Source organism: Shewanella sp. YLB-07, from assembly GCF_009377275.1.
The window spans coordinates 55,994-81,958 of record NZ_VOQB01000019.1; the positions used below are offsets into that span (position 1 = coordinate 55,994).

Genomic DNA, 25,965 nt, shown 5'->3' on the forward strand with positions numbered 1-25,965 from the left:
TGGGTGTCTTGGTTGTTCTTCCTTAAATTGATACAAACATCATATTTAGTAGCTAAATTTGGTTACGTAATTTTGTATGAACCATGGGAAGTGAGGTTGCTATGCACTCTTTTCAAGCCAAGTCATTAAAGCAAAAAGGCACAGTTAAGAAGACCGTTCTTAGACAATATCGAGAAATTGTCGATGGCGTGATTAATATATTTACCCCCACAGTACCAAAAGAGGGGTGGGTTCGAACGATTAGAAAAGCGCTTGATATGTCAGGCGCCCAACTCGCTGTTCGTGCAGGGATGACCAGGAATAGAGTCTCTGTTCTTGAGAGGCGAGAAGCTGGAGGGGATATAACACTCAACCAGCTAAAAGCATTAGCAGATGCTTTGGATTGTGAGTTCTCATACACACTAAAGCCTAAGAAGGCAGTGGCTGAGACTATTAGCGATCGAGCCCTTAAAATTGCCTCAACGGAAGTTAGAAAGGCTTCTAAGAATATGTTTTTGGAAGCTCAATCCATTAGCAAGGACAAGGAGCAGTATTTGATTGACGAGCTGGCTGAAGAGATCATGCGTGAAGGCGGCCGCAAGTTATGGTTGCAGAGTAAGGACGAGAAAGCTTGATTATTGATGAGCCAGATGGCGCTACACCGCTCGATCCTGATGATATGGAAGGGTTGAAACACGCGCACGTCACAACAAGAGACCAGCTTAATGAACTTGAGCAAGCCAACATTCTTGCAGGGCAGATGTGGGCTAGCTATAGGACAGATCTAACCCTTGATTCCATCTTCTCTACAGACTTTGTTCTGGATCTACATCAAAATCTATTTGGTGATGTTTGGAAGTGGGCTGGGAACATAAGAACTCGCGAGCTTAGCATTGGATGTGATCCGCTCCAGGTTCGAGTAAATCTTGGCAACTTTCTTGAAGATGCGAAGCTTTGGATAGAGTATGAACACTACTCAAATCTAGAGCTTTGCGCTCGTATACAGCACAGGCTTGTATGGATTCATCCGTTTCCAAATGGCAATGGCAGGCATTCTCGTATTTTTACTGACGTCGTTCGTATTTTTCTATTGGATAGAGTCACCTCTAATATGGGCCAAAGGAGATCTTGCTAATATAAGCAATGAGCGCAGTGCTTATATCTCTTGTCTTAAAGAAGCTGATAAGGGCGACTTCGCCCCTTTCGTTGAATATCTTGAGAGTATGGGTAATTAACCTCTTATGAAGAGGCTATATAGATACACTGTATTTTCCGCCACAGCTACTCGTTTCAGCGCTTCTGAATGGGATATCGAAATAGGACATGACGAAGACAGTATCACTCTATTTGAATCTGACGATCCCAAAGCTCTAATGCCTTTCCTTGAAAATAGTCTTTCCACACTCGCTATTTCAGAAACGACCTAATTAAGTCGAAGAGGTGATAAGTCACAATGAAGGTATTACTCGCTTCAATCCATCAAACATTCAACCAGCCAAATGAAACGAAATCCTAACCTTCAAAGCTATTTGCCACACTTGGTGCTCTTCATGTGAGGTGACAAGTGAATCAATTTGTATTTTTATGGTTTCAGCTGTTCTGTTGTCACATTCCCTTCATTTTCTTTCTCTATGGTTGGTGGCTTTTAGTGAATGATATGTCGTCTATCAAAGGTTTTCTGTGGCCAACTCTGGTGTTCGTCCAGATAAATAGCCTTAGTGATAGCTCGTCTGGTATTAGATAAAGAAGTAGGGAATAAAATGAAAATTAAAACTGGTCTCTTGTCTGCGCTGATTGCTCAAGCTCTATTGGTTTCCGCTCCTGCTGCGGCGTTGAATATTGTGTTAACTAACGACGATAGCTGGAATACCCATAACATCAAGGCGATGAAAGAGGCGCTGGTTGCTAAAGGGCACGATGTGATAATGGCAGCGCCTTGTACTGGGCAGAGTGGTAAGGGCGGCTCATTTGGTTTCTTTAAATCGGTGAAGGTGGATGAGACTAAGGCCGATCAGTATGAGTTCTGTATTGGGGATGTGGATACTAGCCAAGCTTTCGAAGATTATGTCGAAGGCACGCCGGTTATGTCTGTCTTGTATGGCATAGATGTCGCGGCGCAGAAGAAGTGGGGTAAGGCGCCGGATCTAGTGGTTTCCGGTCCCAATGAAGGCAATAACTTAGGTTATATGAATAATAACTCCGGCACCTTAGGAGCGACCATGATTGCGCTCAGTCGTGGTATTCCGGCTATCGCAGTGAGTGGCAGTGAGAACTCTCTGTCAGATGCCACTCAGGGGCCTAAGATTGCCAATGTGGTGGTGAATGTGATCGATAAGCTGGAAGCCAGCCGCGCTGATAATCAGCCGCTTCTGCCAGCTTACATGGGGCTAAACATCAATATGCCTCAAGATATCGATGCCAGCTTAGGTTATCGCTTTACCGATGTGGGTTGGAACGGTGGAGGTATAGCGCTTAAGTTTGTCGAAGATTTCAGTGAAAACGAGATGATAGTCGGCTACTTCGCGCAAATCCTGTTTGATCAGGGAGCCGCCGAGTCTATGGAGCAGGCATTAGCCATGGCCAAGGGAATGTTGCAAGGCAAGCAAGGTATCGGTTTCGCTCCAAGTGACGTGAATGACAGCAATGAAAACTCCGAAGGTGTCGCAGTTAAGAATGGCTACATCACGATCAGTACCATAGACGGCAGTGTGCAGGCGACCAGAGCTAAGGTTGCCCTGACTCAACAGCGTTTGTCTGGCTTATAAGCGAAGGACCAGAATATGAAAAAGTGTCTTATAGGCCTGGTTAGCCTGGCGTTTTTGGCCGGTTGCAGCAGCGATAGCGATGATAATAAAGCGCCTCAAGTGTCGGGTGTTTTCTCTGGTGTGACCTATAGCGAAGCGGGAACGCCGTTGAAGGTGACAGCTACGGCAATCAATTTAGCCGCCTCCGATCTAATGCCTTCTAAAACAATTGTCACCCTTTGGGATGAGAGGGATCAACAGGTAAGTTACTCTGGGATTTATCATCAGGATTCAAATAAGCTGACCTTTGCTAATGAGCAATATGAGTGCATCCCGGATAATAATCTGTGGCTTTGCTCATCAGTGGTTGAGAGCTTCACTCTATCTAAAGTGACACAAGAGGCGGTAAACATAGATCTTGTACTCGGTAGTTATAGCGCTCTGTTTGAGTCTGAGCCATACCGCGTCGTCATAGCAGCAGATAATAAATTAACTGTCTCTGGTGCAGGCTGTGAGGCGAATGGTTCAATATCCTATGAGCTTAACGAGCAGGTGTTGATGTTTGAACTGGCCGATAACGCGCTGCAAGATGCATGTGGCTTCGATAATCTGACTGGGATCATGAGCTATATCAGTGATAACGATGAATTGTTCAGCCTTGAATTTCAAACCGTTAATGCTGAGATTCCGACGACTTGGGTAAAGCTGTAATACCATAGGATTAATAAAATAGGGATAGTTTATATGTTTACTATCCCTATTTTTGTCGGACTTTAAGTCCTTTTTTTACAAGTGCTATATTTTAAAATGGCTTTATCAATCGATTCAAAAACAGCCACCTCTAAGGCATACTGCCACTCACTCTTAGAAGAAATCATGTTGGTGTCGACCTCATTGGAGCGGAAATAGACTTTCTCACCTTTATTGGTAACCTGAATGACTGCGTTTGCACTTATAATCAGATGGTTACGACCTAAATATGCTTTTTTTAGTTCGATGTTTAGTGGGTTATCTGATTTGGGCTCTTTATTATAGTGTTGATTAACTAGTAATTTTAATGCTTCAAGATCCAGAATGTTTCTATCCTTTACTCTCTTTGAAATATCAAAATTAATTGAAATATCACAAGCTTTCAGGTCAATTTGACTGGTTGAACTACAAGCAGTCAAACTAAGTATGAGTAAGATAAGCGGATATTTCACAATTATATGCAAACAACTTTTATGTCTGACTCTGTGTTAGGCATAGAACATAGCGCTCCAGCTCTGGCCCCGCTTGTGAATCGAATGATTTTTCTACTGTCACTTTCACTTACTAAAATTGATTTATGGTAATTAGGATAACCACTTGGTGTTGTACCTATTTTTTCATATTGTTTAGGATCTGTTCTATCTTCTATGTCTGTCTCGATAATGGAAAATAAATCCTGAATTCCACTCCTAAGCCCTTTATTTAAAGTGCCTTTATATTCTTGGTTCCAAGCTCTTGCTGCAATATCTACAGATTGGTCGTGATCTAAACTGGTATTTTTGGCTTTCCTGACCTGTTTCCTCAGTCTCATTTTATTCTTATGTGAGCTTTGATAAGCATCACTTTTACTGGTAAATTTTTCATTTAGCTCTGTTATTTCTTTATCTATATCTGCTTGGCTTTTTATTGCAAGGGGCAGAGATGTCCCAAAATAGGTGAAGCTATTTTTATATAGTGTTTTTGAGCTCTTTTTTGTCTTCCCATGTTCAGATAGGGTCACAGCTGTTTCGATTAGCGGTGTTCTGAAATCAATGTCAAGCTTATAACTCGTTGATAGTAAGAGATAACTCTCACCAACTTCTAATCTGTTTTTTAGTTCATCTATTGATTTTATGGTTGTTATAGAGCCTATATGTACTTGGTCATCTAATTTTTTGCGTATCTCTTCTTCAAAGAGGAGATCGAAGTCCAAATCTAGTAACTGGTTCCTTATCTCTACTAGACTGTCATTCGCTTTTTCTGCGTTTGACTGATTTATCGATGAATCAATCGCCCCACCTACTAATGCACCTATCAGTCCAAATTGTGCTGAAACTGCAGAATTATTACTGATTGGATATAATGCTTCGATTTCATCCTGTGAGATCAATGAATAGACATTTATTGATTTATTTGTGAGCGGTGCATTTAAAGGTTGTTTCGCTGGTGTTGCGGTACAGCCACTCACTAAAAAAGCGATGAAAATGGCCGGAATTATTCTTATTAACATGATGTTCCCTATTATGTTGTTATATTTTTGCAACATAAATACTACAACTTATGACTGATAATAAGAAGTCTATTTGTAACAAAAACAGAGTTTTGGAATTAAGTCGTCATTGATTTACGGTGTTTTTTATTCGCTACTCAGAGTTGAGTTCAGGATTATAATTTTTGTTTGCCAATCTAATATTTCAAACTCGTATTAAACAATTTTCAATTGCATAACGGATGTCAAATAGCCAAATGGATAAGCCTCAACAAGTTGTTATTGATTCTCTCCCCATAGATAAACTTTATGATGAATTTAAATTAGCAGTAAATGACAATCACTTAGTGGTTGAGTCAGATACTGGTTCGGGTAAGTCTACCCGTTTGCCACTTTGGTGCGCGGAACCTGATAGTGAAGGACCGAATGTTGGAAGACCTAAACGTGTTTTAGTTGTGGAACCCAGGCGGGTTGCTTGTTTGGCACTGTCTTCATTTGTCAGCGGGCAAACTGAGTTAAAAGTGGGCCATGCCATACGTTTCGATTCAACTGTGACTAATGATACTCAGATAGCCTTCGTTACACCGGGCATAGCCCTACGTTGGCTGCAGGAAAGCGGTTTAGCCAGTTTCGCTACTGTGATTATCGATGAGTTCCACGAACGTCGTTGGGACACTGACTTGCTGCTGGCTATGTTGAAGTTGAAGGCCCAATCTTCACCCAAGTTCAGATTGATTCTGACTTCGGCCACCATAGACGGTGAACGCTTAACCCGCTACTTAAGCAAGGACTTAAGTAATGATTTAGCCGTTCAAGCAGGTGTTGTAAGCTCTGGAGAAGCGCGAACTGCACTTCGTTTAGTGGCGGAAGGAAAAAGGTTCCACGTGGAACTAAAATATCAGGCCCTTGAGAGTCACCACCTGCCTGACATTCGCGGCGTGGAACAAGCGGTAAAAACTGCAGTGTCGGGTTTGTTGCAACAGACCGATGGAGATATATTGGTTTTTCTTCCGGGTAAGCGTGAGATTCAAGGTGCTCTGCAAAGTTGTCAGTCTTTGGTCTTGGCGAGTGGCAAACCATTGGAGCTTTTAGCGCTCCATGGCGGGATCAGTCCTCAAGATCAGAAAAAAGTCTTGCAGCAAGCCGATCACCAGCGAGTTATCTTCGCGACCAATGTGGCGGAAACCTCATTGACTATCCCTGGAGTCACAGCTGTGGTGGATAGTGGGCTTGAGCGGCGTACCCACCAGCGTAACGGTCGTACCGTACTTTCTCTAGCGAGAATATCTAAAGCCAGCTGTGCTCAGAGAATGGGGCGTGCTGGCCGTACGCAAAACGGTATCTGTATTCGCTTATGGGGTAAGAGTGCGCCCATGGAAGCCATGACACCACCAGAACTTCAACGTGAAGAGCTGGTGGAACCTATGCTAGCAGCCGCTTGTTGTGGTTATAAGCTGTCTGATCTCAAGTTCGTCGATGACTTGCCTATTAAGTCATTGGCTATTGCCGAACAAAAGTTACTGGCTATGGGAGCCATTGATGCAGACGGGTTGATCACGGCTCATGGTAAGAAACTCTCTCCGCTACCGATAGATACTCAGTTTGCTCACCTTATCAGTGCCATGCCCGACGATGTGTGCCGTGGCTTGATGGTCGATCTTGCCGCGGCCCTGAGTGTGCCACAGGGCTTGTTCAAGTTACCCACCAGTGAGTTTGATCTTAAACTCTTGAGTGAGTGGGAGCCCCTGGGCTGTGATGCATTTACGCTAATAAAAATAGTAAGAGACAAGCTCCCCGATTTTCTCGGGGACGCCGATGCCGGCTATGTGAATAGAGGAGCCCGTAAAGAGGCACGCATGCTGGCAAACCAGATCCGTTCGGCATTGGGTTTGCAGAGTGTCGAGCAATCAGCCGCGTTAGTCAGTAAAGACATTGAGCTACGCCGGCGTTGGCTGTTAGCCGTGATCAAGGTGGCGCCTGAACTCGCCTACGTAAGACGTGAAAAACGCATCACAGCCCTTGGAAACGGTTTTAGCGAGGCACAAATCGGCCGTGTCAGTCGTTTCTGTAGTGAGGTTAAGGGAGTCGATGGCAAGGAGAGTGCGTTAGCGGCGGTGATATTCGATTTGCATTCAATTGCCGGTAAAGGGGCAAAGCAGACGCTGAATCTGGCCTCTTGTATGGCACCCATCTCATTTAACTTTTTGTTAGAGGCGCAGTTAGGTGAGGAGCGTCTGGGAGATAGTAAGGAGAAGGGGCAGAGCCATAAACTGGTGGTTGAGACGCTTTACGCTGGCAGAGTGATAGGTTCCCGCTTGAAACAAGTCGAGGGAGAGCAGGCGATTGAGGCTATTGTGCGTAGCATAAGTGTCGGTCGTCAATTTAAGGGCTTATCCCAGCGTTTGAAAAATGATATTGCCGCCTGGAATATCTGGTTAGCACTGGGAAAGGCTAAGGAGCAATTTGCCGAATCGGGTCTGGTTAACAGCTTAGGTGAGGAGCCATTGGTGTTCGATCTCTATCTTATGGAGAGGTTGAATGAGTTAGGGGTAGAAAGCTTTGATGATTTGGAACTGATAGAGGCGGATGATCTCTTGTTCGAGGGGATCCCTGATTGGCAGCGCGAAGATTTCGATAACTTATACCCGTCTAAGCTGATATTAGCCGACCTTAAACTGAATGTGGAATACCAGCCTAAACGCAAGGTGGTGACATTAGTTTATGCCAACGGTTCTCGCAAAACCGGCCCTAAACGCTGGGAGTTACCTCGTTGGCAAGGTTGGAAGATTCAATACAAGAAGGCGAGCCGTGTCGTGGATGTAAAATGACCCATGTTTATTAGCTTATTGACCTAGTAATCGAGTGGTTTTAATGACCTCTTTTTTTATTATCGAGCTTAATTTTTGAGAGATATATTGAGTAAAAATCTCAAAGGATCGAAGTTATAAAAATTGTTTTTGATCTTTGCTCGATCAGATCGATTTTGATCAGCAGAATTAAAATTCGTTTTGCGTATAACTTTTCAACTAAGATCTTAATTTTTGTAATTTACAAGTAAAATAGATATGTTTTAAAACATCTTTATTCTATCCGCATCAACTAGTTAGGCTGAGATCTGCTTGGTGTTTGAATAAAAGATCTAATTTTAGATTACTTGTTGATATGTCTGTTGATGATTTTGATCGAGATCAAAAAACGTACAGGCTTAGATCTGCTATTTTTATCGCCTAAAATAGTGACTTTATCGGCTAATTTAGCTGCATAAAGCATAATATTCAGTCGTTCGTTTTATTTAATAGCAATAGGTATAAGAATCTGATCTTTTCAGAGTTATGTATTTTTATTTTTTAGAGCCTAGGAACTAGTCAGAATTTGCTATAGCAAGATTAAACATCCTGTTTATACTCGCTCTCTGTGTTTTGTTGTCGTTCCCATAGCATAGTTTTGAGCTTGAGAAATCGAGGGGGAGGGCTGAACTCAATCACATGAAAAATAAGGAGTATATGAAATGTTGCTCCCTAGAGAACAGGTGCCTTATTTAGAGTAAAGGCAACTGTTCATAATTTGTGTGATGGAGTATTAGGCGTTTTGTCTAAATTAGAAAACTATCTGCTTAGGCTAAAAACGATAGCCAAGCATAAGGTAGAGGTTATCAACCGAGTTAGCTTCTAGATCATAGCGTGTGGCTTTGATTCCTGTGTGCCAATTAGCGCTGAGTTGATATTTAATATTGAGGCCAAAGTAAGCATCTAAGTGATCGCTGTCAGATGAAATTTTACTTGATGGGCTATCTAAAATTTCACTACTTAGCTCCTGCTGCCAATAGATAGCGCCTAGGCTAGCCGAGGCGCTAAATCGCTCGCTCTGCCAAAAACTATATGCGATATCTACCCCGGCTCCCTTGGCCAGTACAGGGGTATTGTACTGCAGCTCGGTTGGCAATGTTGTTGTGGCTTGTATTTGTGCGCTGGACTGTCCCATATCTATATAGCGTGCACTGAGTTGCCATCTAGGAGCAATTAGATAGCCAACACCCAATGACCAGCTAAAGTCACTCTTATCGTAGGAGATTAGCTCACCCGATGGGATAGATTGTTGGCTGGAGTAGTCTGCCCAGCTCTGCCCCAGCTCTGTCTCAATCGACCAGTCACTCGCTACACTGTTAAAGCCTATAAGACTTAAGAGTAACAGCCCTAATCTACTACGGGCTATAAACACAAATGCACCTAAAATCAAAATTAATCCCCCTATAGAGCCTCCTGACGAAGCCTTGTTTTGTATGGTTATCTCTTTAGCTGCTGTGACCATTATCATCACTTGTGCCTGTGATTGTGCCCCGTGTTCATCTGTGATGGTGTAGTCGATGGTATCTAGCCCCTCAAAACCCTCAACAGGCGTGTATCTAAGCATCTGGTTGGCTGTTATCTCGACGCTACCAACTTCAGCCGTGGCTGAAATGAGATCTATTGATGATTCTTTATCGCTGTCATTAGCAAGTACATCTATCTCGACCACTTGCTGATCATCGGTATTTAGCGTGTCGTCTATAGCGAGTGGAGCCGAGTTGGCTATTACGTTGACAACCACAGTGGTGTGAGCTGTACCACCATTGTTATCATCTATGTTGTAGTTCACTATCAACTCTCCATAGTGATCGGTTTCAGTGCTGTAGCGCAGCTGATTATTTTCTATAGCGACAGTGCCTATATTGGTACTGGCCCCAAGTATTGTGAGTTGATCGCCGTTCGCATCGATATCGTTGGCAAGCACATCAATTAATTCTGCTGTGTTGGCCTGCATAGTTATGTTATCGGGGTTCGCGACAGGTAAAATATTACTTGAACGTGCGACACCCACTCCCCCTGGGTCGACGATGCTGCCATTGGCTATGCCGTCATTATCGTTAGGGCCACCATCTTGTATCGATAGCTTAACGCACCAATGTCCTTGAGTAAGACCTGTTACCCAGCTTGGATCGTTAGGGGCTGGACAATGACCCGCTTCACCTAATGACGAAGCCAGTTGGTTATTATTGTCTTGGATAAAGTTCTGCCAGTTACCTTGGATGAATTTTCTATATATTGGGTTCTCGGGTAACGGCAATTGTTGTGGGATCGCTATGTCATAGGTGCCGCCCACTTGAGGCAGGCCAAACAGGATAAAGTCGAAGACACCGCCGATGTTTTCAACATTGGTATCACTGCCTAGTTTTATTTCGACCTCTTCGTCGGTGAGCAGTAACCCACCAGAGCTATTATCGGAACTTTGAAGACCTTTACGCAGACATATATCACTCTGCCCTTGGGCTAAGAATTGCTGCTGCATAGGGATCTGTTCAGGCATTATATGACAAGGTAATACACCATCTTGGTAATCTGGAATACCATCATTATCGCTGTCACCTATGCCTTCATAACTATCTGGTATAAGGTCACCATCACTATCTGCATCAGTCAGTACGGGGAGTGCTGTGACCAATTCGAGATAGATGGTTTGTTGGCTACTTAGCGCGGTAGCTGCATCATCGGTGACGGTTAGTGTGATTGGATAGAGTCCAGCAATGAGGCCAGCAGGGCTAAATTCGAATACAGAGTCTTGGTTCGAAGTATTAACGACAGCTGAGCTTACTGGCATCCACTGGTAGCTATGACTATCTTGGCTGTTGGCATCGAAAACATCGGTGCTGATGGTGACCAGATCGCTGTTGGTGACAATGATATGTCGTTGCTGACCAGCTTGTTGTACTTCAGTTGATATCTGCGGTGCAATATTGCCTTCGGTGATCAACAGACTATAGACTTTATTGCCTAGTGTATTTGCTGTAAAGGTGAGTACTAGAGTTTCATCCACTTCGGTTTCATTATCGCCATAGATAGTGAGCTCGATTACCGCTCTAGTGCCCTTATCTATAACAATTTCAGCATCAATAGCACTGTGATCACTGGTGTCGCTGGTCCCGGATACAGTGTAAGGAATCGTGAGAGGGTAACTGGGTGCCTGGCCACTCAATGATAGTCTAACCTGATAATTACTATCTTCTGCTGATTGTTCATTTTCTGCAAAAGTCAGATAGGGGTGTATGACGAGTATCTGGCTGTCGGTGACTTTATTACCTTCACTATCGGTCGCTTGCCAGAATATTTGATGTGTACCTGAGCTGAAGTGGTTACCTTGAGTGAGCCGTGTTACATGGGCGGGTTCACCTAAATAATCGAGCGCCGTGGCAAAACCTAAATCGACTTTAGTAAAGAGTTGCTGGGCATTTATCTCTATATCTGCAGGTAGTGTCAGAGTGGGGAGTAGCGGATTTGCACTATTGTCTATAGTGACTATCGCCTCTGCTTTAGCTGTCTCTTTGCTAGGGTCAGAGATAACATAAGTTATCTTTATTTGGCTCTGGACTCCTGCTTCTGCCGTGTACTCAACCCTATTATTAACTATCTTAGCCTTGCCTATGTTGCTGCCAACCTTGATGATCGATAACTCATCCCCATCAATATCTATATCGTTGGCTATTAGATCCAGTAGATAAACATTGGATTGCGTACTTGGCATGCTGAGCATGTCAGTAACAGCGACAGGCTTATCATTAATCGGCTTAATTGATATAGACACAATCGCAGTTTGCGAAGCTAACTCGCCATCACTAGCGGTAAAGGAGAAGCTATCATTGCCACTATAGTCGCTATCTGGCTGATAGAGCCAGATTGAACCTGACTGACTTAACTGCCCATTGGTGGGGGGCTGTGTGATTGAATAACTCAGTGTATCGCCCTCAGCATCTTGTACCGAAGGCGTTATGCTCAGGCTAGTGTCTTCATCGACACTCACACTGGCATTACTTGCCACTGGTGCGCTATTGATTGCAATGACCGAGATATTGAAGCTAGTTAAGCTAACCGTATCTGTGCCGTCGGTTACACTGATAATAATATTGCTATTAGTGCCAACATCGTCTGCCGTTGGAGTACCTGTTAGTACGCCTGTAGTGCTATTGAAGCTTGCCCAAGCGGGTTTGTTTGTTATTGTACAAGAGAGACTGGGATTAGCATCTGTGTCAGTGGTGGTTGGGGCAAAAGAGTATAGATTCCCCACCTTAACACTGGTGGCTGGTGTGCCTGTTATTGTAGGTAGATCGTTAACCGAAGTAATGGTGACATTAACTGTTGTCGTGGTAGTAAATTCCCCATCGGTGACTGCCACAATAAAGCTGTCAGAACCGAAATATTCAGCCGTTGGTGTGTAGTTTATGCTGGCAGAAGTATTACTGCCCGACACTGAGGCACTGCCGTTAGCGGCATTGGATCCTATGCTCCAACTCAATGTGTCGATATCGGTGGCGTTTAAGGTCAGGCTAAATGGTGTCGGCGCGCTATCTTCACTCATAGTGATAGAAACACTAGTACCTTGATTCATAACTGGAGCGGCGTTATACAGTTTGATAACCGTATCATTCGCCGCCGAACCAATATTTCCAAAGCTATCGGTCAGTGTGAGGCTTAGTGTTAGTGTGGTTTCATTGAGACTGCTAACATCAATCGCGCTAACGTTATGAGAGGCTCCAGTTAAAGTGCCATTACCATTTAATGTTGTTATCCCATCACTTAAGGTATAGCTATAGGTATCGCCGTCGGTTCCACCTGTGATGGTAAAGCTTAGTAGAGTCGCATTGCTGCCTATTATTGATTGATCTATTGAGAAGTCGTATCCGGTTGGCGCAATTGCATCGACGAGTAGGTTTGCCTCAGTGATCGGCGTGAAGCTAAGAGTTGCTGAGTTACCTAATGAATCTTGTGCGGTATCTGAATTGGTTTGTAGCGAGACTAATCGCACTCCATCGGTATCTTCTTCACCTGTGGTAATAACATAGCTAAAACTTAGTGCGCTACTATTATGGCCACTTAGATAGGTCGCTATGCGTTGGGTACCACCAATATCGAGTGTTGCTGTACTGTTAGAGCCTGATAGAACCACTGTTTCGTCGAAATTCAATACCGCTGTGATTGTATCGCCAGCTTTTAAATTACCGGTATTTAAGCTTGCCGAAACTATTTGTGGGCCAGTATTGTCAACAGTGATTTGGTTATCAGTACTGCCACTGATTTTATTGGTTGCGCCTCCAGCATCGGTAGCGCCGTCAGCTAAAACCGTCGCACTAATAATTCCATCTCCGGCACTGATAGTGGCTGTGACTTGATAGCTGGCTCCAGAACCTGATACAGCCGTTACGCTTGCTGTCATGCCTGAGTCTAGATTAAGGCTCACATCACTGGCATCGAAGCCTGTAACTGGCTCATTAAACAGCACATCGAAAACAATAGCGGCGTTATTGGTGGGGTCTGCTTGCCCCGAGGCTTGGTTAATGGCGACTGTCGGCCGCGCGTTAACCGTTAAGGTCATGGTGTTGTCGGCTAACGCATCGCCAATACCGTCGTTAACATTGAAGGTAAAGCTTGAGCTGGTGCTGCCATTGGCAAGATATTTGAGTAGATTGGCGTCTAGATTTGCCTTGCTTATGGTGGCGTTGCTGGCTAACGCCGATTCGGCGTTGTTGATCGTGCCACTGGCATCTGTATCTACCCACAAGCTGCCATTAACGGGGGCCGCCGTTATGGTGATGTAGCTAAGCGAGTCACTTTCAGGATCGCTGTAGCCAAAGTCGCTGGTGGTCAGCGTTAATACCGCACTTTCATTCGGGTTGAGATTATTGTCGGTGCCGACAGGTAGATCGTTAACCGAAGTAATGGTGACATTAACTGTTGTAGTGGCAGTAAATTCCCCATCGGTGACTGCAACAATAAAGCTGTCAGAACCGAAATATTCAGCCGTTGGCGTGTAGTTTATGCTGGCAGAAGTATTACTGCCCGACACTGAGGCACTGCCGTTAGCGGCATTGGATCCTATGCTCCAACTCAATGTGTCGATATCGGTGGCGTTTAAGGTCAGGCTAAATGGTGTCGGTGCGCTATCTTCACTCATAGTGATAGAAACACTAGTACCTTGATTCATAACTGGAGCGACGTTATACAGTTTGACTACCGTATCGCTGGCCGCCGAACCAATATTTCCAAAGCTATCGGTCAGCGTTAGGTTTAGTGTTAGTGTCGCTTCATCGAGACCGCTAACATCAATCGCGCTAACGTTATGGGAGGCTCCAGTTAAAGTGCCATTACCAGTTAACGTTGTTGTCCCATCACTTAAGGTATAGCTATAGGTATCTCCGTTGATTCCCCCTGTGATGGTAAAACTTAGTAGAGTCGCATCGCTGCCTATTTGTGATTGATCTATTGATAAATTGTATCCAGTTGGCGCAATTGCATCGACGAGTAGGCTTGCCTCAGTGATCGGCGTGAAGCTAAGAGTTGCTGAGTTACCTAATGAATCTTGTGCGGTATCTGAATTGGTCTGTAGCGAGACTAATCGGACTCCATCGGTATCTTCTTCATCAGTGATAACTGTGTAGCTAAAGCTAAGCGTGCTGCTGTTATGGCCACTTAGATAGGTCGCTATGCGTTGGGTGCCACCAATATCGAGTGTTGCTGTACTGTTAGAGCCTGATAGAACCACTGTTTCGTCGAAATTCAATACCGCTGTGATTGTATCGCCAGCTTTTAAATTACCGGTATTTAAGCTTGCCGAAACTATTTGTGGGCCAGTATTGTCAACAGTGATTTGGTTATCGGTGCTGCCACTGGCTTTATTGGTTGCGCCTCCAGCATCGGTAGCGCCACCAGCTAAAACCGTCGCACTAATATTGCCATCTCCAGCGGTTATCGTTGCAGTCACTTGGTATGTTGTGCCACTGCCTGAAATATTGGTCACGCTTGCTGCCATGCCAGAGTCTAGATTAAGACTCACATCACTGGCATCGAAGCCTGTAACCGACTCATTAAACAGCACATCGAAAACAATTGCGGCGTTATTGGTGGGGTCTGCTTGCCCCGAGGCTTGGTTAATGGCGACTGTCGGCCGCGGGTTAACTGTTAAGGTCATAGTGTTGTTGGCTAACGCATCGCCAATACCGTCGTTAACATTAAAGGTAAAGCCAGAGCTGGTACTGCCATTGGCAAGATATTTGAGTAGATTGGCGTCTAGATTTGCCTTGCTTATGGTGGCGTTGCTGGCTAACGCCGATTCGGCGTTGTTGACTGTGCCACTGCCATCTGTATCTATCCAAAGTATGCCATTAACCGGTGCCGCCGTTATGGTGATGTAGCTAAGCGAGTCACCTTCAGGATCGCTGTAGCCAAAGTCACTGGTGGTCAGCGTTAATACCGCACTTTCATTCGGGTTGAGATTATTGTTGGTGCCGACAGGCAGATCGTTAATGGCACTCACGACGACTGTGGTATCGATATTTCCGCTACTGCCACCATCTCCATCAGTCAGTATCAAGCGGATGGTTCGAGTCGACTCAGTTGGGGCGAGGGTATCACTATTCTCATAGCTGATCGCTCGCAGTAATGATTGCACTAAGGCTGGGGTAGCATTGCTATTGAAGGTGATGACTAAGTCATTGCCTTCTGATATGGCATTGGTGAGGGTGCCGATATTGGTCGCACTTATCGTGATACTGGCACTGGCTAGCCCGGTTGTAGTGACGTTGTTATCAAAACCGAGAATATCCTCACTAGCATCTTGATTGGTCAGAATGGTGGCGGTAAGGCTACCTGTATCAAAATTAGTTGAGTCAACATCACTCACAGTGGCGTTTGCCGAGGTATCGATGTTTTGTTGTCCATTTCCCTCACTGTAATTGAGGTTGTCACCCGCAAGGTTGTTGATGCTCGGACTATCGTTACTGCCCACTACTGAGACTGTGATATCGGCGTTTGATGATGTGCCGCCATCACCATCACTTATACTCAGACGCACATTACGCGGCCCTGTGGTGGGGTTGTCGGTATCGCTGTTTTGATAGGTTAGCGCTCTGACTAATGTTTGCACCAGTGCGGGTGTAGCCGAGGCGTTTAAGTTGATGATGAAGTCATTACCCGCAGCGATATTATTTCCCAGTGTGCCAATCACTCCTGGACCAGTTATCGAGATATTGTTGCCTGCGAATGTTCCAGCCAATGAGATTACGCCGCTGGTATCGATAGAGAGAATATCTTCCGCCGCATCTTCGCCAGAAGTGATGGTCAGTGTGAGATTACCGCCATTAAAGTCCGCACTATCGCCATCGGTGACGGTGGCCTGAGTGCTTTGGTCTAAGACTTGTGTGCCACCGCCTTCGGTATAGGTAAAACTATCGCCATTGAAGTTGGCTGTGGTAGGCACACTATTGAGGCCGGTAACTGTTTCTTGAGCTGCGAATATAGCCCCGCCAGGTGAGATGTCATAGGTGGTTGATTCATTACCCGTCCAGTTCGACAGTGTAGTGATTCTTGCCAGCCAGGTGGTTTTATCTGTGGCGACTAGTGAACCAGAATAGTACATGTTATCACTGTGATAAGTCCCTGTGGATAGGGCTATTGCATTGGTATTATTGGTTAAACCAGATGGGAGGTGGGAGGTGGTAGAAGTTACTGCTGTGCCTGCTGAAACCCAGTTGCCCGCTACTGTTCCCCCAGCATTGTTGGTAGAAGGGTTACTAAAGCCATAAATAAAGGTGGGGCTGACATCACTGCCTTGGTATATCAGCCATTGATCGCCACCGGAGGCCATTACGCTTGAGACCCATCCACTGATGGAGAGTGTTCCTGGTAGAGTCGCTAGGGTTGCTGGGCTACCAGCAGTTATGGCTATTTGATAAACATTTCCTGCGGTTAGGCTAGATGTGGTTGTCCAGGTTATTGTGCCTTCTGATACGGTGTTGCTGTAGAAGGCTATCGAGTCTGAATCCCAGCCTCGGTCGGTAATTTTAATGGTTTCCCCTGAGGCTATATCGGCCAGCAACATGATAGTTACTTGATCGGTGGGCGCATCACTATTGACACCGAGAACCACGATATCACCTAGGTTCAGTGCTCCGTGAGCCGGCAAGATAAACATGCTGCCAACAATTAATATGATTGCGTGAGAAATCCGTTTCAATAGTAACATAATGACCTCTGATATAGTCGCCACCAAGCTATCCTTGGTGGCGGGTTTAGATTGATCTATCTGCCAATCAATTTCTTGGTGGGTATATGCCCTGAGTCGCTATGATAAAATTTACCACTAGAGTCGGTTGTAGGTTATTTACTGCTGTTGACCCACCAGTGTTGCTAAGGCTGATGGCCTTGGGATTCATTGCCGTATCTGGGGTCTCTGTGGAGTAGGCGGTAATTGCATCGCCATTGACATCGGATTCCTGAGCCCAGGTAGCGCCAGCTACCCCCGTTTCGTTTGCTGCTTTATTGACACCTTTAAGTGTCGCTATGTGTGTATGATTCGGCATTTGTTCCGTTTTAAGTTGATTAGCTTCCGTGCCAAATTTTTGCCCCATTATCCGGGCTGATACACCAGGGCCATGGCCTTGGTGCATAGGGGTGCGTCCACGAAGATCGGGCAACGCAAAAGTGGTGCGACCATCACCACCAAACCGAGTCCCTAACAAGGAAAACATCGCCTGGTTTTGTGAGATGCCGATAACGGCACCATCACAATTTGCAAATCCCTTGGGGACGAAATCAAACCCCACCATTTTGATCTCGCCGATAAAAGGTTCTGACATTGTTACTCTCCTAAAGCTTGTTATTTTCATCTCTTTGCGTATGTTGGGTACTTACCATCTACTACATAAAAATGTCCTAACATGAGCGATTTACAATTCGCATCGCTTGAGCTAAAGACCCATAGCGAAGCTGACTTGCCCTTTTTATTACAGCTCTACATCAGTGTGCGTCGAACTGAGTTTGCCGAAGCTAACTGGTCTGAGTTGCAATTAAATTCCTTTTTATCTGAGCAGTTTTCTGCCCAGTACCGCTATTATTGTCAGTATTACAGCACCGACAGATTCGATATTGTCTATTACCAAAATCAAGCCATAGGTCGTCTTTTTGTCGACTACTGCCTCGATGCGCGTCTGGACATTCGTATTGTTGATATTTCTCTGTTGCCAGAGTTTCGTGGTTTAGGTTTAGGAACAGCGCTTTTTCGTCAGCTGTTGAATGAGGCCAAAACCTTAGGTGCTAGCGTATCTATCCATGTCGAGCGAGATAATCCCGCTAAAGTCCTCTATGAACGGCTCGGTTTTACGTTAAAAACCGTGACCGATGAGATTTATCTTCTGATGGAGTGGCGTTGTGATTAATTGGCTAAGGCGGTGATTGGCTAATCTTGCTGCGATTGATCACTATCTCGTAGTCAGTAGCTGACGTTGCGGTGCAAAACAGAAAATGTTGACCAATTTTTGAGTGACTAAAGTTGTAACTGCCTTGGGGGATACGCTGGGGTTCATTGTCTACTAGATGGGTAGTAAAGCTCTCATAATCACCGCTATGAGCACTGCCTGTTCTCACTCCTCTTACGGTAACTGACAAGCTATTACCTTGGGTATCTTCTACTAACAGGAGTTCGCCTTTTATGGCTTCAATATTTTTAAAGTTAAAGTCTTCAATGCTATGCATAACAGGTATTCCTTTACCAAACTAAGCAAATCCATGCTCAACCGACTGTTGGTGCTTATATTTATTACTTTAATATAGGAAGGAATAACAGTGTACGCAATAGTACAAATGGCGGATGCCTTGACGTCCGATTTTAGTACTTTAGTATACCAGTTGCATTAAGTATGTAATCAATTCAGAGCGCCACAGGGTTTTCAATTCAAGGCGCATTGATGAAGAAATGGTTTAATTAATGCAAAGCGGAAGTGGAAATCCTGAGGCACTCACGTAGTGCGGGTTTCAAAGCATTTTATGCTGCGTTTAGGGCTTTAGATATAGAATAACTATTAGCTTCAAGCCCCAGCCTTGTCTAAAACGTTTTGAACTCTCGCTGAATGGTTAGATACCTAATGCAATTGGTATCACTTCCCTATACAGAAAGAGCTGAAGATCTTACCGAGTAGATCGTCTGAGGTGAACTTACCTGTGATCTCAGATAAGGCTAGCTGTGTCATGCGTAGTTCTTCGGCTAATAGCTCACCGGCTAGATAAACTTCTAACTGCTCTTTGCCTAACATCAGGTGGCTGCTGGCTAGATCAAGCGCCTCTAAGTGACGACGACGTGCGATAAAGCCGCCTTCGAGATTGCTCTGATAACCCATAAGCGATTTAAGGTGTTGCTTGAGCTCTTCAATGCCTAAACCTGTTTTGGCCGAGATACGGAACACGGGATGGCCGTGATCTTCGGTGAGTGCTAATGACTCACCTGTGAGGTCTGCTTTGTTACGCACCACTGTGATACCGAGCCTATTAGGTAGACGATCGATAAAGTCTGGCCAGATCTCGTGCGGATCGACGGCGTCTGTGGTGGTGCCATCGACCATAAATAGCACTTGATCGGCTGTTTCAATTTCGGCCCAGGCGCGCTCTATGCCGATCTTCTCGACGGTATCGGCCGTTTCACGCAGGCCTGCTGTGTCTATTATGTGCAATGGCATGCCATCTAGATGGATATGTTCGCGCAGTACGTCACGAGTGGTGCCAGCTACTTCGGTGACGATGGCAGATTCTTTGCCTGCGAGGGCATTCAATAAGCTGGATTTACCGGCATTGGGTCGACCGGCAATGACGACCTTCATGCCTTCACGGATAATCGAACCTTGCTTGGCGCTGGCCTTGACCGAGTCCAGTCTGGTGATGATCTTGTTGAGTGATCCAGCTATTTTACCGTCAGAGAGGAAGTCTACCTCTTCATCGGGGAAATCTATGGCTGCCTCGACGTATAGGCGCAAGTTAGTGACCTGTTCGACCAATGCATGTACTTCTGCCGAAAATTCGCCCTGGAGTGAGTTCAGGGCGCTCTTAGCGGCTTGTTCGCTGGTGGCATCGATAAGATCGGCGATGGCTTCGGCCTGGGTGAGATCTAACTTGTCATTCATGAAGGCTTGTTCGCTGAATTCACCAGGCCTGGCGATGCGAATGCCCTTGGTTTCCATCACGCGCTTGATCAGCATATCCAGCACTATCTGGCCACCATGGCCCTGTAGCTCGAGTATATCTTCACCGGTAAAGGAGTTGGGTCCCTTAAAGTAGAGGGCGATACCTTGATCGATCACTTCACCCTCGGCAGTTTTAAAATCACAGTAATCTGCATAACGTGTCTTGGGTATATGTCCAAGCATGGCCATAGCGACTTCGCTGGCCTGATCGCCGGAGATACGTATGATACCCACACCGCCACGGCCTGGGGCAGTGGCTTGTGCCACGATAGTATCTGCTGTCATTACTGTGATTCCTAAGCTAAATAAGAGGGGGGTAAAACTGAAAGACTCAGTCTCTCATAAAAAGAAAAAGCGGTTAATACCTAAGTATTAAACCGCTTTTCAATTGACGCTTGTTTGGTCTCAGACTTATTTTAAGCCTTTCTTCGCCAGACCTGCGTAGATGATCTTCTGCTGCGTGATAGCAACTAAGTTACCTACTAACCAGTAAAGTACCAGACCGGCAGGGAACCAGAGGAAGAACACGGTAAAGACTACAGGCATCCACTGCATCATCTTCTGTTGCATTGGATCCATGGTCGGTGCCATAGGCTGCATTCTCTGCATGACGAACATGGAGATACCCATCAGGATTGGCATCACGTAGTAAGGATCTTGTACCGATAAATCGGTGATCCATAACATGAATGGTGCATGACGTAGTTCAACACTCTCCATCAGTACCCAGTATAGCGAGATGAAGATAGGCATCTGTAGCAAGATAGGCAAACAGCCACCCATAGGGTTAACTTTCTCTTTCTTGTACAGTTCCATCATGGCCTGACCCATCTTCTGACGGTCATCGCCGAAACGCTCTTTCATCTCAGCAAGCTTAGGCTGTAGATTACGCATCTTAGCCATAGAGGTGTACTGAGCCTTAGTTAGCGGGAATAACATACCACGCACGGTAAGCGTGATAAGAATAATCGCCAGACCCCAGTTAGACACTATTGACTGGAAGAACATAAGTAATTTGTAGATAGGAACGGCTATCCACCAAAGGAAACCATAATCAACGACTAAGTTAAGTGAGTCTGAGATTGCAGAAAGTGCTTCCTGATCTTTAGGACCAACATAGAACTGAGCATTGATAGCCTGAGTCGCACCAGGTGCAACATCATAGATGGCGCCACGGAAACCGATATTAGCCTGACCGCCGGCACTGATGCTGGAGAAAATAGTGTTCTGGTCGTCAGCTGGTGGTACCCAGGCAGAAACGAAGTAGTGTTGCAGCATAGCTGCCCAACCACCTAGCGTCTTCTTATCCAGGTTCTTATCAGCCATATCATCGAAGCTGTACTTCTCGTAACGAATATCTGCTGTAGAGAAGGCTGGACCACGATAAGTCGGCATCATCATGCTGCTTTCGCTTTCTTTGATGCTGTGTTTGATCTGACCGTACATCTGAACTTGAAGCTGCTTATCTGTGGTGTTGTCTATCACGTAGTCGACATCAATTTTGAATTGACCACGGTGGAAGATAAACATCTTAGTGTAGTTAGCACCGTTTTCAGCAACATAGGTCAAGGGTACTTCTAAAGTATTTTGGCCCGCAGTCATGCTGTAGTCGCGTGATGTACTGTTGAAGTGAGCTCGGCCCTTAGTGCTACTGTCGATACCATCACGACCGATAAGACCACTCTGAGATATGTAGTTAATATCTTTAGTTTGTTCCAGAAGAACGAATGGCTCGTCATTTTCTAGCTCTAATTTATGTTCAATTAGGGCCGAGTAGACGATATCACCACCAATTGGATTAATCTTGATGACTAATTGGTCGGTAGTCACTGTGATCAATTCTTTCGAAGCGACAACTGCAGCTGGAAGCGCTGAATCTGCATTTGGAACATCAGAACTGTGCGCGTCTGTAGCATTTGATGCCGTCGTTACCGAACTTGTTTCAGTAGCCACTGGTTGTGGAGCTTGATCCATCTGCCATTGTTGCCAAAGCAAAAAGCTGACAAAAAGTAGACCGATAAGCAATATATTGCGTTGAGATTCCATAGCCTATTTGTTACACCTGTGTTTTTTTGAGGGGACGGGGTCAATACCGCCCGGATGCAAAGGGTGACATTTTAATACGCGTTTGGCCGTAAGCCAACAGCCTTTTACAAATCCATGCAAACGAATGGCTTCGATAGCATAATATGAGCATGTTGGATGAAAGCGGCACTTATTAGCCCCCAGCAGGGGACTGATAAAGAGTTGGTAGCCACGAATAATCGTGGTTGCTAGCCATTGTAGCGGCGACTGAGTTTTCGCCATAGCTTTTCTACCAATTTATGGAGCTCTGCATTTTCCATCTCTACGACGCCATTTCTGACCAAAACGACAATATCAACCGGAGGTAATTCGTGTTGATGCAAACGAAAGTTATCTCGGATGATACGTTTAATTCTGTTTCGCTGGTGGGCTTTCTTAACAAAACGCTTAGCAACGGTTAATCCAATACGTGGATGTTGCTCAGAATTCGGAATAGCAAGTAAGGTTATTTCAGCGGAAGAAGCTTTGATAGGTTTTGCAAATACAGATTTGAATTGCGCGGGAGTTAACAAACGTAACTCCCGCGTAAAGGTATAGCTAGTCACTTGCATTTCTACTGTTAAGCAGAAAGACGAGCGCGACCTTTAGCACGACGACGAGCTAGGACCTTGCGGCCTCCAACTGTAGCCATACGAGCGCGGAATCCGTGAGAACGCTTACGCTTTAGGTTGCTTGGTTGAAAAGTACGTTTACTCATTGTGGCAATCCGTCTTTATGTTAGTTGAACAAAACCCAAATTCTCAAAATTGAGGAATAGGGGTAAAAAAGAGGCCGAATTGTAATCACTTTAACTATGCCCGTCAACAAGCAAACGCATCAAGTGATAAAATTCTAGCCATTTATTTTCTAGCCGACCTAGCCAAAGCCACCATAATTTGTGGATAACTCTGTGCATGACCACTACATCTTGTGGATCCAGTGATCATTTAGTCGATCTAGCGGCGCCAATTATAGATCGATTCGGATCGCTTTATAAAGCTGGTTTTGCCGCTTTTTTAAAATAATAAGATCGCTGTAGATCCTTTTGGATCTGTATCATATGTTAAAGGTGATCTATCTGGGGATAATTATATTATAAAGGATAGCGATCCTAGTGATCTCACTATAGAATACACCTCTTTGTATGATCTTTTGGGGATAAGTACGTGGCGGTTACACTTTGGCAGCAATGTCTCGGGCGACTACAAGATGAGCTCTCGTCTCAACAATTCAGCATGTGGATCAGACCGTTGCAAGCAGAAATGGATGGGGACACACTCGTTCTCTACGCGCCAAATCGCTTCGTACTAGATTGGGTCAGAGACAAATATATTAACATCATCAATCAGTTTTTTACTGAGCAATTGGGTAGTGATGCACCTAAGTTACGTTTCGATATAGGCAGCAAACCTGCCGCTCCACGCCCGGTTCAGGCTACGCCTGCAATGGCTCCCCCTAGAGTTCAGATGAATACCAGGCCGACTAAGACTTCATTTAATGTGAATATGCCCGAACCGGCTATCACGGCGAATCACAGAAGTAATATTAATCCGGCTTATCAGTTTGAAAACTTTGTCGAGGGTAAATCGAACCAATTAGGCAAAGCTGCGGCACTTCAAGTTGCCGAGAATCCTGGTGGTGCTTACAACCCCTTATTCCTCTACGGTGGAACCGGTCTGGGTAAGACCCACCTGTTACACGCCGTGGGCAATGCCATCATCAAGAATAATCCCAATGCCAAAGTGGTCTACATGCATTCTGAGCGTTTCGTTCAGGATATGGTGAAAGCCCTGCAAAATAATGCCATCGAAGAGTTCAAACGCTATTACCGTAGCGTCGATGCATTATTTATCGATGATATTCAATTCTTTGCCAATAAAGACAGATCACAGGAAGAGTTCTTCCATACCTTCAATGCGTTATTGGAAGGTAATCATCAAGTGATCTTGACCTCAGATAAATATCCGAAAGAGATCGATGGCGTAGAAGATCGTCTCAAGTCTCGTTTCGGCTGGGGCTTGACCGTAGCGATCGAGCCTCCAGAATTAGAGACTCGTGTGGCGATCCTTATGCGTAAGGCGCAGGAAAGTGGCGTCAATCTCCCCGATGAAGTCGCTTTCTTCATCGCTAAGCGATTACGTTCTAATGTTCGTGAGCTCGAAGGTGCATTGAATCGAGTCATAGCGAATGCTAATTTTACCGGTCGCCCAATCACTATCGATTTCGTCCGCGAAGCCTTGCGAGATCTGTTGGCGTTGCAGGAAAAATTAGTCACCATAGATAACATTCAGAAGACTGTTGCCGAATATTATAAGATCAAGATGGCCGATATGCTGTCTAAGCGTCGTTCCCGTAGTGTCGCCAGGCCTCGTCAGGTGGCTATGGCGCTATCGAAAGAATTAACCAACCAGAGCTTACCTGAGATAGGGGATGCTTTTGGCGGTCGTGACCATACAACTGTTTTACACGCATGTCGTAAAATTGCACAGTTGCGCGAAGAAAATCACGACATTAAAGAAGATTATGCTAATTTGATCCGTACGTTATCTTCATAAATCTGGGAAATTGAAACTGATGAAATTTTCAATTGATAGGGATGCCCTATTAAAGCCGCTGCAATTAGTTAATGGAGCGGTGGAGAGACGACATAACTTGCCTATTCTGGCAAACCTCTTAGTTGAAGTAAGTGGTCACACACTTAAGATGACTGGTACCGACCTTGAGGTCGAATTAGTCGGTCAGGTTCAGTTAGAGGGTGATGTTCTAGAGGGACGTACTACCGTTCCGGCGAAGAAATTACTCGATATCGTTAAATCACTCCCCGATCAGGTCGAGATAAAAATTGAGCAACAGGAAAATCGCCTGTTACTCAGATCTGGCCGCAGTCGCTTTACCTTAGCGACACTGCCGGCGGAAGAGTATCCCAATGTAGAAGCCTTCGAGTCTGATATCGAATTTACCATCAAGCAGGGCACACTCAAGTCGCTTATCGATGCGACTCAGTTCTCCATGGCTAATCAGGATGTGCGTTATTACCTTAACGGCCTGCTACTGGAAACCGATGGCAATGTGCTGCGTGCCATTGCAACCGACGGACATCGCTTAGCCTTGAGTCATCGTCAAATTGAGGCGACCCTGCCAGAGAAGCAAGTGATCGTGCCCCGTAAAGGGGTTGTCGAGCTGCAACGTCTGTTCGAAGGCGAAGATTTAGATGTGACTATCGCCATAGGTGATAATGCCATACGCGCAACGACATCGAGTGCTGTACTGACCAGTAAGTTAGTGGATGGTCGTTTCCCTGATTATCGCCGAGTCTTGCCCAAGGGGGGCGATAAAATCGTTATTGCCAGCAGAAACCAGCTTAAGCAGGCTCTGCTTCGCGCCTCTATCCTGTCGAATGAGAAGTTTCGTGGTGTGCGGGTACAGCTGGAAAATAATCTGATTAAGATCACCGCCAACAATCCTGAGCAGGAAGAAGCCGAGGAGATCTTAGATGTGGAATATGACAATACACCTCTGGAGATAGGCTTCAACGTCAGTTACCTGTTGGATGTGCTTAATAACTTACCTTCAGACGATGTACGCATCACGCTTATCGATGGCAATTCCAGTGCCTTGATCGAAAATCATATCGAAGAAAACTCTATGTATGTGGTTATGCCGATGAGGCTCTAGTCTTAATTCGACTAGATAAACCGCAATTAATATTGAAGAGGCTGCTAACGCAGCCTTTTTTGTGTCTGCCACTGACCCATAGGGATGTGGGAAATGTCTTTAAAGCGTATGGAACGCTTAAGACCTTGGCAGTCAACACCTATGCCGGTTGATTATGGACGGTAAACAACCGGCTTTGTGTCTTACCCTGGATAAATTCTGCGCTTTGATGTGGTCTGTGGATATGCTAATCTTCTTGGCTATTTAAATTTTTC

18 protein-coding genes are annotated in these 25,965 nt (G+C 45.1%); 8 read left to right on the forward strand and 10 right to left on the reverse strand.

The genetic code is table 11. The annotated features are described in order from the left end of the window. The first annotated feature begins 101 nt into the window (after window positions 1-101). The 4 genes from FS373_RS28220 to FS373_RS28235 all read left to right on the forward strand — a co-directional run bounded on the left by FS373_RS28220 (window position 102) and on the right by FS373_RS28235 (window position 3,434). Window positions 102-614 (forward strand): mobile mystery protein A, encoded by a 513-nt coding sequence (locus FS373_RS28220; protein ID WP_152831119.1) that lies wholly within the window; start codon window positions 102-104, stop codon window positions 612-614. Then, on the forward strand, window positions 611-1,114 hold the full coding sequence (locus FS373_RS28225) for a mobile mystery protein B (RefSeq protein ID WP_227993357.1): 504 nt from the start codon (window positions 611-613) through the stop codon (window positions 1,112-1,114). The genes FS373_RS28220 and FS373_RS28225 overlap by 4 nt, the downstream gene beginning before the upstream one ends. Window positions 1,115-1,739: 625 nt before the next feature. Beyond that, entirely contained in the window at window positions 1,740-2,744 is a 1,005-nt protein-coding gene (locus FS373_RS28230; RefSeq protein ID WP_152831121.1) for a 5'/3'-nucleotidase SurE, read from the forward strand. A 15-nt stretch (window positions 2,745-2,759) separates the two neighbouring features. Further along, on the forward strand, window positions 2,760-3,434 hold the full coding sequence (locus FS373_RS28235; RefSeq protein WP_144048746.1) for a hypothetical protein: 675 nt from the start codon (window positions 2,760-2,762) through the stop codon (window positions 3,432-3,434). A gap of 62 nt (window positions 3,435-3,496) precedes the next feature. Here FS373_RS28235 and FS373_RS28240 read toward each other — a convergent pair whose 3' ends face one another. Both FS373_RS28240 and FS373_RS28245 read right to left on the reverse strand, forming a co-directional pair. Further along, entirely contained in the window at window positions 3,497-3,925 is a 429-nt protein-coding gene (locus FS373_RS28240) for a hypothetical protein (protein ID WP_152831123.1), read from the reverse strand. A gap of 2 nt (window positions 3,926-3,927) precedes the next feature. Beyond that, window positions 3,928-4,962 (reverse strand): hypothetical protein, encoded by a 1,035-nt coding sequence (locus tag FS373_RS28245; protein ID WP_152831125.1) that lies wholly within the window; start codon window positions 4,960-4,962, stop codon window positions 3,928-3,930. Window positions 4,963-5,183: 221 nt separating this feature from the next. Between FS373_RS28245 and FS373_RS28250 the strand changes: the two genes are divergently transcribed. Then, a complete protein-coding gene (locus FS373_RS28250; RefSeq protein ID WP_152831127.1) occupies window positions 5,184-7,769 on the forward strand; it encodes a helicase-related protein in 2,586 nt (861 codons plus the stop codon). Window positions 7,770-8,559: 790 nt separating this feature from the next. Here FS373_RS28250 and FS373_RS28255 read toward each other — a convergent pair. Both FS373_RS28255 and FS373_RS28260 read right to left on the reverse strand, forming a co-directional pair. After that, window positions 8,560-17,010 (reverse strand): tandem-95 repeat protein, encoded by an 8,451-nt coding sequence (locus FS373_RS28255; protein WP_152831129.1) that lies wholly within the window; start codon window positions 17,008-17,010, stop codon window positions 8,560-8,562. 43 nt (window positions 17,011-17,053) lie between these two features. Continuing rightward, a complete protein-coding gene (locus tag FS373_RS28260; protein ID WP_152831131.1) occupies window positions 17,054-17,599 on the reverse strand; it encodes a phage tail protein in 546 nt (181 codons plus the stop codon). A gap of 81 nt (window positions 17,600-17,680) precedes the next feature. On the opposite strand from FS373_RS28260, the gene FS373_RS28265 reads away from it, so the two are divergent. Continuing rightward, complete coding sequence (locus FS373_RS28265; RefSeq protein WP_152831133.1) at window positions 17,681-18,178, forward strand: GNAT family N-acetyltransferase; 498 nt, start codon at window positions 17,681-17,683, stop codon at window positions 18,176-18,178. A 4-nt stretch (window positions 18,179-18,182) separates the two neighbouring features. Here FS373_RS28265 and FS373_RS28270 read toward each other — a convergent pair whose 3' ends face one another. From FS373_RS28270 to rpmH, 6 genes are all read right to left on the reverse strand, one after another. After that, a complete protein-coding gene (locus FS373_RS28270) occupies window positions 18,183-18,494 on the reverse strand; it encodes a DUF6916 family protein (RefSeq protein WP_152831135.1) in 312 nt (103 codons plus the stop codon). A gap of 401 nt (window positions 18,495-18,895) precedes the next feature. After that, window positions 18,896-20,257: a tRNA uridine-5-carboxymethylaminomethyl(34) synthesis GTPase MnmE gene (gene mnmE / locus FS373_RS28275; protein ID WP_144048754.1), complete on the reverse strand. Its 1,362-nt coding sequence runs from the start codon at window positions 20,255-20,257 to the stop codon at window positions 18,896-18,898. A gap of 126 nt (window positions 20,258-20,383) precedes the next feature. Next, the gene (gene yidC, locus FS373_RS28280; protein WP_144048755.1) at window positions 20,384-22,018 is read right to left on the reverse strand and encodes a membrane protein insertase YidC; all 1,635 of its coding nucleotides are present in this window, start codon (window positions 22,016-22,018) and stop codon (window positions 20,384-20,386) included. Between the two features lie 3 nt (window positions 22,019-22,021). Next, a complete protein-coding gene (yidD, locus tag FS373_RS28285; RefSeq protein ID WP_144048756.1) occupies window positions 22,022-22,279 on the reverse strand; it encodes a membrane protein insertion efficiency factor YidD in 258 nt (85 codons plus the stop codon). After that, window positions 22,246-22,602 (reverse strand): ribonuclease P protein component, encoded by a 357-nt coding sequence (gene rnpA, locus FS373_RS28290; protein ID WP_144049173.1) that lies wholly within the window; start codon window positions 22,600-22,602, stop codon window positions 22,246-22,248. Before rnpA ends, yidD begins: the two co-directional genes overlap by 34 nt. Before the next feature lie 14 nt (window positions 22,603-22,616). Beyond that, entirely contained in the window at window positions 22,617-22,754 is a 138-nt protein-coding gene (gene rpmH / locus FS373_RS28295) for a 50S ribosomal protein L34 (protein WP_006083827.1), read from the reverse strand. A gap of 448 nt (window positions 22,755-23,202) precedes the next feature. Between rpmH and dnaA the strand changes: the two genes are divergently transcribed. Together dnaA and dnaN are read left to right on the forward strand one after the other, a co-directional pair. Next, window positions 23,203-24,591, forward strand: coding sequence for a chromosomal replication initiator protein DnaA (gene dnaA, locus FS373_RS28300; RefSeq protein ID WP_143564340.1), 1,389 nt, complete (start codon window positions 23,203-23,205; stop codon window positions 24,589-24,591). Between the two features lie 19 nt (window positions 24,592-24,610). Further along, window positions 24,611-25,711 (forward strand): DNA polymerase III subunit beta, encoded by a 1,101-nt coding sequence (dnaN, locus tag FS373_RS28305; protein ID WP_143564341.1) that lies wholly within the window; start codon window positions 24,611-24,613, stop codon window positions 25,709-25,711. Window positions 25,712-25,965: the final 254 nt, after the last annotated feature.